Source organism: Pseudomonas sp. DTU12.3 (genome assembly GCF_004124275.1).
Classification (GTDB): Bacteria; Pseudomonadota; Gammaproteobacteria; order Pseudomonadales; family Pseudomonadaceae; genus Aquipseudomonas; species Aquipseudomonas helmanticensis.
In genome coordinates, this window is record NZ_CP027218.1 from 3,525,502 (window position 1) to 3,538,003 (window position 12,502).

Sequence of the window (12,502 nt, forward strand, 5' to 3'; positions counted from 1 at the left end):
CTGGCTGCTGAGACGGTTTTGCTGTTAAAAAACTGCCTCCGTTTCGTTGTTCGGAGAACCGCTGTAATGAGCCAATGGCCAGACACCCGCATTCTTGATCTGCTTGGCATTCAATTGCCGATCATCCAGGGCCCGATGGCCGGGGCGACGAACTCGTCCATGGTGATCGCCGTGTGCGATGCCGGGGGCCTCGGTTCGATGCCGGCCGCCATGCTGAGCATCGAGCAATTGCGCGAAGAGCTGAAAACCATTCGCCAGCACACCGACAAACCGTTCAACGTCAATTTCTTCTGCCACCAGCCTCCGGCCGCCGATGAGCAACGCGCACAGGCGTGGAAAAATTTGCTGGAACCGTATTACCGCGAACTGGGCGCCGATTTCGATGCACCGACACCGGTGTCCAACCGCGCGCCGTTCGATGCGGCTGCGTGTGAAGTGCTGGAAGAGTTTCGTCCTGAGGTGGTGAGCTTCCACTTTGGTCTACCGGAAAAGTCCCTGCTCGATCGGGTCAAGGCCACCGGGGCAAAGATCCTCTCGTCTGCGACCACGGTCGATGAAGCCATCTGGCTGGAAAACAATGGCTGCGACGCGATCATCGCCATGGGTTATGAAGCGGGTGGCCATCGCGGGATGTTTCTCAGCGAAGACTTGAGCAGCCAGGTCGGCACGTTTGCGCTGGTGCCACAGGTGGTCGATGCGGTGAACGTGCCGGTGATTGCTGCCGGCGCAATTGCCGATTCGCGGGGGGTTGCCGCAGCGTTGATGCTTGGCGCGGCGGCGGTGCAGGTCGGCACCGCCTACTTGTTTACACCGGAGGCGAAAGTCAGCGCCGCGCATCACCAGGCATTGCGCACCGCCAAGGAAAGTGAAACCGCGATCACCAATATTTTCACTGGGCGCCCCGCACGGGGTATTCTCAACCGCGTCATGCGTGAGCTGGGACCGATGTCGTTGAAAGCACCGGCATTTCCATTGGCCGGTGGTGCGTTGATGCCGCTGCGAGCCAAGCGTGAGGCAGAGTTTGCCAACCTCTGGGCCGGCCAGGCATTCACGCTAGGCAAAGAGCTCGGCAGCGCTGAATTGACCCGGCAATTGGCGGATGGGGCTTTGGCGAAACTCAAGTAGCGACGGGCTTGAGTCGGCGCCGCTGTCCAGCGGCGCTCACCCGTGTTTGAACCAGTACTTCCCGTTTGGCGGCATTTCGCTATATATTTCGCTATATAGCGAATTCACCCCCTCGCATCGGCGCAGTCCACCTCCAACAATAACTGCCCAGTGCACACGCCAACAACGGAGCTGTTACATGACCATTCGTGCCTCACGTTTTGCCCCTACCTGCCTGGCCGCTTTGCTGGCGACCTTCGCCATTGGCGCTGCCCAGGCAGATGAAGTCCAGGTAGCGGTAGCCGCCAACTTCACTGCACCGATCCAGGCGATCGCTGCCGATTTCGAAAAAGACACCGGGCACAAACTGGTTGCAGCCTATGGCGCTACTGGTCAGTTCTATACCCAAATCAAGAACGGCGCACCGTTCGAAGTGTTCCTCTCGGCTGACGACACGACCCCGGAAAAACTCGAAAAAGAAGGCGACACCGTTAAGGGCTCACGCTTCACCTACGCCATCGGCACCCTTGCGCTGTGGTCGGCAAAAGAAGGTTATGTCGACGCCAAGGGCGAGGTTCTGAAAAAGAACGAATACCAGCATCTGTCCATCGCCAACCCGAAAGCCGCGCCATATGGCCTGGCCGCCACCCAGGTGCTGGAAAAACTCAAACTGACCGAAGCGACCAAAGCCAAGATCGTTGAAGGCCAGAACATCACTCAGGCCTACCAGTTCGTTTCCACCGGCAACGCCGAACTCGGCTTCGTAGCGCTGTCGCAGATTTACAAGGACGGCAAAGTCACCAGCGGTTCGGCGTGGATCGTGCCTGCCAGCATGCACGACCCGATCAAACAGGACGCCGTGATTCTCAACAAAGGCAAGGACAACGCCGCCGCCAAAGCACTGGTTGAATACCTCAAAGGCCCGAAAGCCGCTGCGGTGATCAAGTCCTACGGCTACCAGCTCTAAATGTCGCTGACGAGTGCCGATTTCGCGGCGATCTGGCTGACCCTGAAACTGGCGTCCCTGACCACCGCAATCCTGCTGGTTGTCGGCACTCCGATTGCCCTGTGGTTGTCGCGCAGCCGTTCGTGGTTGCGCGGCCCGATCGGGGCGATCGTCGCCCTGCCCCTCGTGCTGCCTCCCACCGTCATTGGTTTCTATCTGTTGCTGATGATGGGCCCGCACGGTTTTCTCGGCCAGTTCACCCAATGGCTGGGGCTGGGCACTCTGACTTTCAGTTTCACCGGCCTGGTGATCGGTTCGGTGATCTATTCCATGCCGTTCGTGGTGCAACCGTTGCAAAACGCGTTCTCGGCAATCGGCACCCGCCCACTGGAAGTGGCCGCAACATTGCGTGCCAATCCCTGGGACACTTTTTTCAGCGTGATTCTGCCTTTGGCGCGCCCCGGTTTTGTCACCGCGGCGATCCTCGGATTCGCGCATACCGTCGGCGAATTCGGCGTGGTACTGATGATCGGCGGCAACATTCCCGACAAGACCCGCGTGGTCTCGGTGCAGATCTATGACCACGTCGAAGCGATGGAATACGCCCAGGCCCATTGGCTGGCCGGGGCGATGCTGGTGTTCTCGTTCCTCGTATTGCTGGCGTTGTACTCCAGCCGCAAAACCCGCGCAGGCTGGAGCTGATCGATGATTGATGCACGTTTGCAACTCGCCTATTCAGGCTTCAGCCTCGACGTCGATCTGCATCTGCCGGGTCGCGGAGTCAGCGCGTTGTTCGGCCATTCCGGTTCGGGCAAAACCACTTGCCTGCGCTGCATCGCCGGGCTGGAACGCGCCGAGCACGGCTTTGTGCAGATCAACGATGAAATCTGGCAGGACAGCGACAACGGCATTTTTGTCCCGCCGCACAAACGCGCGCTCGGTTATGTGTTTCAGGAAGCCAGCCTGTTTCCGCACCTGTCAGTGCTGGCCAATCTGCAATTCGGTCTCAAACGGATAACCAAGTCGCAACGCCGGGTCGACATGGAGCAAGCCACCGAACTGCTCGGTATCGGTCATCTGCTGGAGCGTCATCCGCAACACCTTTCCGGTGGTGAACGCCAACGGGTCGGCATCGCCCGCGCCTTGTTGACCAGCCCGAAACTGCTGCTGATGGATGAGCCGCTGGCCGCCCTCGACAGCCAGCGTAAAAACGAAATCCTGCCATACCTGCAACGCCTGCATGACGAACTGGATATTCCGGTGTTGTACGTCAGCCATGCGCAGGACGAAGTCGCACGGCTTGCCGATCACCTGGTGCTGCTTAGCGACGGCAAAGCCTTGGCCAGCGGACCGATCGGCGAAACCCTGGCGCGCCTCGACTTGCCAATGGCGCTGGGCGACGACGCCGGGGTGATCATTGAAGGTCAGGTCAGCGACTACGATACCGAGTATCAATTGCTCAGCCTGCAACTGCCGGCCACCGAAATTGCCATTCGTGTGACGCACGCACCGATGGCGGTGGGTCAGGCCTTGCGCTGCAAGGTGCACGCACGCGACATCAGCCTGACCCTGCAAAACAATGAGTTCAGCAGCATCCTCAATCGACTGCCGGTGACGGTGGTCAGCGAGCAGGCAGCGGACAACGCTGCGCATGTGCTGATCCGTCTCGACGCTGCCGGCACACCGTTGCTGGCGCGGATCACGCGGTTCTCGCGGGATCAGTTGGGCGTGCATCCGGGGCAGCGGCTTTGGGCGCAGATCAAGGCAGTCGCGGTCCTCGCCTGAATCATTCGGCACGACGGCAACGGCGTGCGGTCAATCGTTTTACAGACCGCCGCGCCACCGAAGGAAGCCGCCATGCCCGACACTGCACTGACTGACGCATTGCCATCCGACCTGCATTACGTCGACGACACCCAGCCGGGGATTACCCGCAAGAAGCTGCGTGGCAAGTTCAGCTATTTCGAGCCGTCGGGCCAGCGCATCAGCGATCCCGATGAAATCAAACGCATCAACGCCCTCGCCGTGCCGCCGGCCTACACCGACGTGTGGATCTGCCCCGACCCGCGCGGTCACCTGCAAGCCACCGGCCGCGACGCCCGCGGCCGCAAGCAATATCGCTATCACTCGCGCTGGCGCGAAGTACGCGATGCCGACAAGTATTCGCGCCTGCGTGAATTTGGCCTGGCGTTGCCGAAACTGCGCAAACAGCTGGAAGCACTGTTGGCCGCACCCGGTTTCAGCCGGGACAAGGTCATGGCCACGGTAATCACGTTGCTCGACGCGACGTTGATCCGGGTCGGTAACACGCAGTACGCCCGCGACAATCGCTCCTACGGCCTGACCACGTTGCGCAGCCGACATGTCGAGATCAACGGCAGCGCGATTCTGTTTCAGTTTCGGGGCAAGAGCGGCATCGAACACCAGATCACCATCAAAGATCGACGTCTGGCGCGCATCATCAAGCGTTGCCTGGAAATTCCCGGGCAGAACCTGTTCCAGTACCTGGATGAAAACGGTGAGCGGCACACGGTCAGCTCTTCCGACGTCAACACCTACCTGCAAACCCTGACCGGCGCCGACTTTACCGCCAAGGACTACCGCACCTGGGCCGGCAGCGCGCTGGCCTTGGCGGTGCTGCGCCAACTGACCCACGAATCCGAAACCGAAGCCAAGCGCCATGTTGTCGAGATGGTCAAAGGCGTGGCCAAGCAGTTGGGCAACACGCCGGCGGTGTGCCGCAAGTGCTATATCCACCCTGCCGTGGTGGAAAAATTCATGCTCGGTGCCCTCGCCGAACTACCGCGACCCCGCGTGCGCAAAGGGCTGCGTGCCGAGGAAGTGGCGCTGGCGATGTTCCTCGAACAGATGAGCGAAATGACCGACGCACCTTGATCATCGTTTCAGCGTGAACTAGGCTAGCCACCTTTCCCCTCTCAGGACGACCGCAGAAGTGAATAACCCGGCCTTCTAAAAATGCCTTCGCGACACGCCGTTTCTGGCGCTTGTCGGTTTTCACGACATTTTTCTGGAGGTGCCGATGACTCACGTCTGGCGTACGCCCGCACTCGTCTCCCTGAATCAATCGAGCTTTCATTTCGCCAATGGCGAGACGATTTTCGACGCCCTGAATCTCAAGTTCGATCATTTGCCGACCGCTATCGTCGGCCGCAACGGTGTCGGCAAAAGCGTGCTCGCGCGCCTGATTGCCGGACATTTGCAGCCTACCACCGGCACGATCACCCGCTGTGCAACCGTGCATTACGTCGCGCAATCATTCATCGCCACGGCCGGGCAAACCGTGGCCGAGGCGACTGGCACCGCCACGGTGCTGGCGGCGCTGCACAGGCTCAATCAGGGCAGCGCCTCGGCCGAGGATTTTGACCTTGTCGGCGAGCGCTGGGATCTGCCGGATCGCTTGCGCCACAGCCTCGACGACGCCGGCCTCCGCGAGATCGCCGCCAACGATCTGGCCGAGCATCTAAGCGGCGGTCAACAGGCAAAAATCGCCCTGATCGCTGCGTTGTTGAGCGACGCGCAATTGCTGGTGCTGGATGAGCCGAGCAATCACCTCGACAGCAGCGGTCGAGAATGGCTGATGCGCAGCCTTGAACAATGGCGCGGCGGCTTGATTGTCGTCAGCCATGATCGACAGATGCTTGAGCAGATGCAGCGCATCGTCGAACTCACGCCGTTGGGCGCGAACGGATTCAGCGGCAGCTATGCGCAATTCGTCGAGCAGCGTCGAATCCACCAAGCGGCGGCGCAGGCTCATCTCGACCAGACGCGCAACGAGCGCCAGCGCGAGCGATCACGGCTGCAACGCGAGCACGACACGATCCAGCGCCACGCTGCAGGCAGTCGCCGTAACGCCGAAACTGCAAACGTCTCCGGCTTCGAACGAGCGGCGCTGAAAGCCGCCGCGAAAGAGATCATGGGACAGGTGAAAGTCGGCCATCAGGCGCGCAAATCTGATCTGGACGCGCGCGTCCGCGAGGCCTACGCGAAAGTACTGCCTGAGGATGGCGTGCTGATCAACCTGCCGGGAAGCGTGGTGCCGAGTACCCGCCAGGTCTGCACGTTGATCGATGCCTGTCTGCCATGGTTGCCTGAAGATGCGCCGACATCCCGCCTGAATCTTGCCATTCATGGGCCGATGCGCATTGCCGTCAGCGGGCCAAACGGTTGCGGCAAATCGACCCTGTTGCGGATGCTCGCTGGAGAACTGCGCCCGGCGAGCGGTGAGTGCGTCACCCACGTGCCTTTGGCTTTTCTCGATCAGCAATTGCGCCTGCTCGATGAACGAACTGCAATTGTCGAACAGTTGCAGGCGCAGCGATCACCGTTGGACGAAGGCACCTTGCGCAGCTACCTGGCCCATCTGCAACTGGATGCCCGGCGGGTGACCCTGCCCTGCGCGTCACTGAGTGGCGGCGAACGCTTGAAAGCCGCGCTCGCCCTGGCGTTGTGGCGCCAGGTACCGGCGCAATTGCTCTTGCTCGATGAGCCGAGCAATCACCTCGACCTGAAATCGGTGGAAGCTTTCGAACACGCCTTGCAGACTTTTCCCGGAGCAATTGTCGCGGTTTCCCACGACAGGGCATTTCTCAAGGCGTTGAATCCCAGCCATGTCCTGAGCTGGCACCCGACTGGCTGGCAGTGGCAACCGACGAGCTGAGCCGGGTATTTTTTGCACGATTGCCGCGGCCTTCTATAGTTGATGTGACACGAATCAGCTGCGGTGACGCCATGGAAGACATTTTCGTCGTGAAGCGTTGCAACAAGATCATCATTCACGGTCGACGCGCCGGAGAAAGCCAGCATGATCCTGCCGAAGCCCACAGCTGGTTCCGCATCTGCGATACGCGTACCGGCGGTTTCATCGGCGACGGCTATGACGCGCAAGAAGATGCCCGGCGCGAATGCCAGCGCCTCAACGCAGCCAGTTCGCCACTACCGGCCCGCCAGTCCTCCGGCTGATGCCGTGCAAAAGCGGGTCTATACTGAAACCAGCTGACGGAGCAGCACCCCAACGGCACAAGGCTCGCGACTCGCGGGCTTTTTGCTGCAGCTCAGGTTTCATGAAAAACGGAGGTGTCCCATGTCCGAAAAAGAGTCCATCACCACCCTCCTCACCCTGCTCGACGCCCGGCAGGCGCGCCTCGCGGCCGCTTGCAAAGAGATCGCCGACTGGGTCGATCACCAAGGCGGGCACCCGACCGCCCTGCGCATCCGCGATCGTCTGAACGACATCGAGAAAGACGCGCCATTGATCCGCAACACGCTGTCGACGCTCAGGCCTGCCGACCGGCCGCTGCCACGGTTCAGGTAAGCGCTGTACGCGCCAGAGTCGCTTGCGGGTGTTCTACCGGTGGTTCATTTTGCTGAACGCCTGCTGTCGTGCGTGGTCGAAAAAGATACACGTCACGAAGGAGGCGTCTGATGGTTATTCATTTCAGTGTTGAAGGACATCTGGCCTGTGGTCACAAGGGCCAACATCTCACGGCGAGCCGCGAACTGAACCGCGTCAAGTGCCGCAGCTGCCGCAATACCGATGCGTATAAACAAGCCCGCAAGGATCAACGCAACGCCGCACGCCGAGCGTCGCGTCAGCCCAAAACCAGCCACAGCCTGGTGAACTGGCGCACCGAGTGGCAGGAACGCCTCTCTGCGATGGGCGGCCGCCAGCGTTTACCGCGCGGCTTTGCTCAACAACGCTTCGTTTAACGCACAAAAAAGGGTCGATTTTTTCGACCCTTTTTTATTCGCCAACAACCCGCGTACCGTCAGTGCGCAATATCCGCCGCTTACACCGCAATCCTGGGCGCCAGAACGCGTCGGGACAGCCCAGCTTGTAACGCAAACGCGACCAACACCGTCGACGGCGCAGAAAAACTGCTCAGCCCGGCCCCGGCAAACATCAACGCAAGCCCCAGCGCCGTAGCGCCAAACCATGCGGTCAACCCTGCCGGATTGAATGCCGTCACCTCCTCAAGCGTTGCAACGTCGTTGCGCCCGTAGAGAATCTGCGCCAGCGCCACTCCGACCCAGGCCACAACGAAAATCCCCTGATAGGCCAGCGCCTTGAGCAAGTAGGCGAACACGTCCGCAAGCATCAAGCCGTACACAATTACCCCGACTACCAGTGCCCAGAGCAAGTACGAACCGCGCACACCAAAACGCCCGAAGAACGCCTGCATGTTCAACGTCGCCAGGTAGTAATTGGCGGTGTTGATCCGGGTTTGTGTCGCCCAGACAAACAGCAGTCCCCACAAGCCCATCAACTGCAGGATCGCCATCACCACCGACACTTCGTTCAACGCACCTTCGTGGGGAATGCTGCTGACCAGATAGATTCCCGCCGCGCCGTTGAGCAGAAACGTCACCGCGTAGAACGGCATGCCGAAGTTCCAGCGACCGTGATACTCGGCGTCTTCAGCCTTGCCGAAACGGGCGTAATCGAAGGTGAACAGCATCAGCACCCAGACGCCCATGTAGGCGACAAAGCAATGCCACCAGCCGAATGCGTCAGGCGTTTGCGGGCCGAAATCCAGCCACTGCGGCTGGTAGCCATAACGACTGATCGACAGCCCCACCGCCACCAGCAAACCGCCGAGGTAGACCGGCAGCAACACGCCGTTGAGCTTGTCCAGCCAGTGCTGCACGCTGCCGAGGATCATCGGCACGCTGTACAACACCACCGCCAGTGCGGCCAATGGATAGACCAACTGCGGGTACAGATGATGCAGCGCCACGGCGATCACCGAACCTTCGAACACGGCGTAATAGATCGCCGTGGAAAAGAAGATCAACGTCGCCAGACACGCACCCGTGCGGCCAAACAACAGTCGCGAGAACAATGCCACCGACAAGCCGCTGCGGATCGCGAAGCGACTGAGCACACTGTTGACCAGGCCGTAGCTGATCACCGACAGAACCATACCGATCAGCGCATTGCGCGCACCGAACGACAACGCCAGCGAAGCGCCGACAACGATGTAGAACATCGCACTGCACACCGCCCACCAGGCCATGGTCAGCGACAGTCGGCCCATGCGTGCTTGCGCGGGTACGGGATGCTGGGCCGGGTCTTGCCCGGTTTGACTCGATTGCGATAAAGCGGCCATATGCGTGAACTCCAGAACCAGTCAGAGGTTGAAGCGCGGGCAGCCGTCACCGCACCGAAGTGCGGCGTTGGCTCACCGTTTGGCATGGCCCGCGCGATGCGGCGGGCAGAATCAGGAAGGGAACAGCTTGCTCAGGCAGCTGAGTTTTTTCTTGTAGGAACGTCGCGCTTCCAGCGCCTCTTCGAGGGTTACCGCGACAAAGCGGGCCTTCTGGTTGGGTTGCATCTGGCCGATCAAATCGAGGTCGGCGCTGATCACTGTGCCGATCATCGCGTAGCCACCACCGGACACCGCATCGCGGTGCAGGACGATGGGTTCGAGCCCGGCCGGCACCTGGATCGAACCGATCGGGTAGCAACTGTCGACGATGTTCGAGGGATCGGAACCGGCACCGAAAGGCTGCTCACGCGGCTGAAAAGTCAGTGCGCTGCCGCCCTTGAAGCGATAGCCGATACGGTCGGCTTCCGAACCGACCGTCCACGGCTCGGCGAAAAAGCTTTTTGCCGCCGCTTCGCTCAGGCGCTCGTAATACAGGCCTGGTACCACCCGCAGGGTGATTTCACCACCCAGCGATTGCCGTAGCGCCATCGGCAAACTGGCGCCAACGCGACCTTTGCCGCTTGCCGTGCCGATCGGCAATTCATCGCCCGCCATCAGCCGCCGGCCTTGAAAACCGCCGAGTGCACCCAGCGCGTAGGTTGAACGACTGCCGAGCACCAGCGGCACATCAACTCCTCCCGCCACCGCCAGATATGTGCGGGCGCCAGCCTTGGGGAAATCAAAACGCAGCACCTGCCCGGCCTTCACCGTGAAGGCCGTGTCGTGGTGCATTTCCACGCCATCGACCCGCGGCGTCATGTGCGCGCCGCACACCGCCACCAAAGCGTCCTGCTGAAACTTCAGTTCAGGCCCGAGCAGCGTGCATTCCAGCGCGGCAAAACCTGCGGAATTGCCAACCAGTTGATTGGCCGCACTCAACGCGTACTGATCAAGCGCCCCGGAAGGTGGAATGCCCAAGTGGTAATAACCTTCGCGACCCAGATCCTGTACTGAGGTGGCGAGACCGGGTTTGAGTACCTTGATCATGCCAGCACCTCCTGCAGCGACTTGGGATATCCGATAGGGTCGGCGAGAAATGCATCCAGCGAAAACTCCACCGGGCGAATCCGTAGATCAAAGCGCCCTGCCTCCACTTCAGCCACGGCGTGATCGTAGGCTTCACGGTCCATCGGCTTGAACTGCACGATGTCGCCCGGACGGAAAAACACCATGTGTTCTTTTAAATAGGCGAGGTTCTGTTGCGGGTCATAAATGGGCGCCGGCGTGACGCCGAACATCTGATAACCACCGGCACCGCGCACCGAGTAAATGCAGCCAAAGCAACCGCCATGACCGAGGGTCAGCTTCGGCGTGTCGGTGCGTGGCCGCAGGTATTTCGGCACCTGCAACTGACGCTCGCGCTCGACCATCTGGAACATGAAGGGCAGCCCGGCGACGAAGCCGACCATCGAGACAAACCACGGTGCTCCGCTGTGTGCGGCAATAAAGGCGTCGACGTCCGCCAGACCGTTGATCCGCGCGGCGTACTCCAGATCCGTGGCGCTGGGATCTTGATGCCGGTCGCGAAAACGCATCAGGGTTTCATGGGTCCACGGATCGTTGTAGAGCACCGGAATCTCGATGATCCGCGTGTGCAACGTGCGCTCGGCTACCGCTTGCGCCTCGGCCCCTTTCACGGCTTCGAGCAAGGTGTGCGGGGCGATGCGATCCGGGTCGAAACGAATCTGGAACGAAGCGTTGGCCAGGCACACATCGAGCACGCCATCCAGCGCCAGCCGTTCCACCGCGCGCGTGACGGCCAGGCCTTTGAAAAACGCATCGAGGGACATGCTGTCGCTGACTTCGGCAAACAAATGCTCGTCGGCGCCAAAGCTGTAACGGATCGGCGTACTCATGCGGCACCTCCGCTGCGGCGCGTGGCCAGCCAGGTTTCCAGGGTGCCGGTATGAAAATCGGCGCTGTGTAGCCAAGGCTGCGCGAGCAGTTCGCCGTGCAGCGCCAAGGTGCTGGCCATGCCGCTCAGCGTGGTTTGCTCGACCGCGAGCCGCGCCCGGGCCAACGCTTCGGCCCGATCAGCACCGTGCACGATCAGCTTGGCCAGCAGCGAGTCATAGTAAGGCGGCACGCGGTAGCCTTGATACAGGTGAGTGTCGACGCGAATGCCCTCGCCTTGCGGCCAGATCAGTTCCTCGACCAGCCCTGGACTCGGGAAGAAGTCGCGCTGCGGGTCTTCGGCGTTCAGGCGCATTTGCACGGCAGCGCCATTCAGGCAAATGTCACTCTGCTGGAGACCCAGCGGCGCGCCGCCGGCAATGCGCAACATCGCCTGCACCAGATCGATGCCGGTGATCAGCTCGCTGATCGGGTGCTCGACCTGAATCCGCGTGTTCATTTCGATAAAGAAGAACTCACCGGTGGCGTCGTCATACAGGTATTCCAAGGTGCCGGCGCCCTTGTAGCCCAACGATTCGGTCAGGCGCACGGCACTGGCGCAGAGGGTTTCCCGCTGTTGTTGGCTGAGGACCGGCGACGGCGCCTCTTCGAAGATTTTCTGTCGGCGACGCTGCAGTGAACACTCGCGCTCAAACAGATGCACCGCGTGTTCACCGTCACCCAAAACCTGCACTTCAATGTGCCGCGCCCGGCTGATAAACCGCTCCAGATAGACTGCGCCATTGCCGAACGCGGCTTGGGCTTCACGCTGCGAGCGAGGAAATTCTTCTGCTAATTGCTGCGCGTTTTCTGCCAGGCGAATACCGCGTCCACCGCCACCGGCCGAGGCCTTGATCAATAGCGGGTAGCCCACGGTTTCGGCAGCTTTCAGTGCCGATTCAGCGTCAAACAGTTCACCCGGCGAGCCCGGCACCACTGGCACGCCGGCCACCTGCGCGGTGCGGCGGGCTTCGGCTTTATCGCCCATACGCCGGATCGTCTCTGCGTTCGGGCCGACAAAAATTGCCCCGGCGGCAACTACCGCTTCGGCAAAATCAGCGTTCTCCGAGAGAAAGCCATAACCGGGATGCACCGCGTTGGCGCCCGTGGCTTTCAGGGCGCCGAGCAATGCCTCGACGTTCAGGTAACTTTTATCAGCACGGGCCGGGCCGAGAACATGCACCTCGTCGGCCATGCGCGCCGCTTGCGAGTCGACGTCCGCCTCGCTGCACGCGGCAACGGTGGGAATCCCCAGCGCTTTGGCGGCACGGATAATCCGCACCGCGATCTCGCCACGGTTAGCGATCAACAGTTTATGAATGCCTTGAGTCAT

General features: G+C 60.9%; 13 protein-coding genes. 9 read left to right on the forward strand and 4 right to left on the reverse strand.

Annotated features, from left to right (window positions below; all coding sequences use genetic code 11):
- Positions 1-66: 66 nt before the first annotated feature.
- The 9 genes from C2E19_RS16010 (at position 67) to C2E19_RS16050 (ending at position 7,777) form a co-directional block, all read left to right on the forward strand.
- Entirely contained in the window at positions 67-1,125 is a 1,059-nt protein-coding gene (locus tag C2E19_RS16010) for a nitronate monooxygenase family protein (protein WP_129394041.1), read from the forward strand.
- Between the two features lie 178 nt (positions 1,126-1,303).
- Positions 1,304-2,071: a molybdate ABC transporter substrate-binding protein gene (gene modA / locus C2E19_RS16015; RefSeq protein WP_129394043.1), complete on the forward strand. Its 768-nt coding sequence runs from the start codon at positions 1,304-1,306 to the stop codon at positions 2,069-2,071.
- Entirely contained in the window at positions 2,072-2,752 is a 681-nt protein-coding gene (gene modB, locus C2E19_RS16020) for a molybdate ABC transporter permease subunit (protein WP_129394045.1), read from the forward strand.
- A 3-nt stretch (positions 2,753-2,755) separates the two neighbouring features.
- Positions 2,756-3,835: a molybdenum ABC transporter ATP-binding protein gene (gene modC / locus C2E19_RS16025; protein WP_129394047.1), complete on the forward strand. Its 1,080-nt coding sequence runs from the start codon at positions 2,756-2,758 to the stop codon at positions 3,833-3,835.
- A gap of 72 nt (positions 3,836-3,907) precedes the next feature.
- The gene (locus C2E19_RS16030) at positions 3,908-4,945 is read left to right on the forward strand and encodes a DNA topoisomerase IB (RefSeq protein ID WP_129394049.1); all 1,038 of its coding nucleotides are present in this window, start codon (positions 3,908-3,910) and stop codon (positions 4,943-4,945) included.
- A 145-nt stretch (positions 4,946-5,090) separates the two neighbouring features.
- Entirely contained in the window at positions 5,091-6,728 is a 1,638-nt protein-coding gene (locus tag C2E19_RS16035; RefSeq protein ID WP_129394051.1) for an ATP-binding cassette domain-containing protein, read from the forward strand.
- Positions 6,729-6,799: 71 nt separating this feature from the next.
- Positions 6,800-7,030 (forward strand): hypothetical protein, encoded by a 231-nt coding sequence (locus tag C2E19_RS16040; protein WP_129394057.1) that lies wholly within the window; start codon positions 6,800-6,802, stop codon positions 7,028-7,030.
- Between the two features lie 121 nt (positions 7,031-7,151).
- Complete coding sequence (locus tag C2E19_RS16045; RefSeq protein WP_129394059.1) at positions 7,152-7,382, forward strand: hypothetical protein; 231 nt, start codon at positions 7,152-7,154, stop codon at positions 7,380-7,382.
- Between the two features lie 110 nt (positions 7,383-7,492).
- Complete coding sequence (locus C2E19_RS16050; RefSeq protein ID WP_129394061.1) at positions 7,493-7,777, forward strand: hypothetical protein; 285 nt, start codon at positions 7,493-7,495, stop codon at positions 7,775-7,777.
- A gap of 80 nt (positions 7,778-7,857) precedes the next feature.
- Here the strand turns inward: C2E19_RS16050 and C2E19_RS16055 are convergent, their stop codons facing one another.
- The 4 genes from C2E19_RS16055 to C2E19_RS16070 all read right to left on the reverse strand — a co-directional run bounded on the left by C2E19_RS16055 (position 7,858) and on the right by C2E19_RS16070 (position 12,502).
- Positions 7,858-9,177 carry a cytosine permease gene (locus tag C2E19_RS16055; protein ID WP_129394063.1) on the reverse strand — a complete coding sequence of 440 codons (1,320 nt, stop codon included), beginning with the start codon at positions 9,175-9,177 and terminating at the stop codon, positions 7,858-7,860.
- A 111-nt stretch (positions 9,178-9,288) separates the two neighbouring features.
- Complete coding sequence (locus C2E19_RS16060; RefSeq protein WP_129394065.1) at positions 9,289-10,263, reverse strand: biotin-dependent carboxyltransferase family protein; 975 nt, start codon at positions 10,261-10,263, stop codon at positions 9,289-9,291.
- On the reverse strand, positions 10,260-11,132 hold the full coding sequence (locus tag C2E19_RS16065; RefSeq protein ID WP_129394067.1) for an allophanate hydrolase subunit 1: 873 nt from the start codon (positions 11,130-11,132) through the stop codon (positions 10,260-10,262). The genes C2E19_RS16060 and C2E19_RS16065 overlap by 4 nt, the downstream gene beginning before the upstream one ends.
- Complete coding sequence (locus C2E19_RS16070) at positions 11,129-12,502, reverse strand: acetyl-CoA carboxylase biotin carboxylase subunit (protein ID WP_129394069.1); 1,374 nt, start codon at positions 12,500-12,502, stop codon at positions 11,129-11,131. Before C2E19_RS16070 ends, C2E19_RS16065 begins: the two co-directional genes overlap by 4 nt.

What these genes read in the sequence shown, in the direction of transcription:
- modC (WP_129394047.1), top strand. Translation starts at nt 2,756, where the DNA reads ATGATTGATGCACGTTTGCAACTCGCCTATTCAGGCTTCAGCCTCGAC.
- modB (WP_129394045.1), top strand. Translation starts at nt 2,072, where the DNA reads ATGTCGCTGACGAGTGCCGATTTCGCGGCGATCTGGCTGACCCTGAAA.
- C2E19_RS16040 (WP_129394057.1), top strand. Translation starts at nt 6,800, where the DNA reads ATGGAAGACATTTTCGTCGTGAAGCGTTGCAACAAGATCATCATTCAC.
- C2E19_RS16070 (WP_129394069.1), bottom strand. Translation starts at nt 12,502, where the DNA reads ATGACTCAAGGCATTCATAAACTGTTGATCGCTAACCGTGGCGAGATC.
- modA (WP_129394043.1), top strand. Translation starts at nt 1,304, where the DNA reads ATGACCATTCGTGCCTCACGTTTTGCCCCTACCTGCCTGGCCGCTTTG.
- C2E19_RS16035 (WP_129394051.1), top strand. Translation starts at nt 5,091, where the DNA reads ATGACTCACGTCTGGCGTACGCCCGCACTCGTCTCCCTGAATCAATCG.
- C2E19_RS16055 (WP_129394063.1), bottom strand. Translation starts at nt 9,177, where the DNA reads ATGGCCGCTTTATCGCAATCGAGTCAAACCGGGCAAGACCCGGCCCAG.
- C2E19_RS16030 (WP_129394049.1), top strand. Translation starts at nt 3,908, where the DNA reads ATGCCCGACACTGCACTGACTGACGCATTGCCATCCGACCTGCATTAC.
- C2E19_RS16060 (WP_129394065.1), bottom strand. Translation starts at nt 10,263, where the DNA reads ATGATCAAGGTACTCAAACCCGGTCTCGCCACCTCAGTACAGGATCTG.
- C2E19_RS16065 (WP_129394067.1), bottom strand. Translation starts at nt 11,132, where the DNA reads ATGAGTACGCCGATCCGTTACAGCTTTGGCGCCGACGAGCATTTGTTT.
- C2E19_RS16010 (WP_129394041.1), top strand. Translation starts at nt 67, where the DNA reads ATGAGCCAATGGCCAGACACCCGCATTCTTGATCTGCTTGGCATTCAA.
- C2E19_RS16050 (WP_129394061.1), top strand. Translation starts at nt 7,493, where the DNA reads ATGGTTATTCATTTCAGTGTTGAAGGACATCTGGCCTGTGGTCACAAG.
- C2E19_RS16045 (WP_129394059.1), top strand. Translation starts at nt 7,152, where the DNA reads ATGTCCGAAAAAGAGTCCATCACCACCCTCCTCACCCTGCTCGACGCC.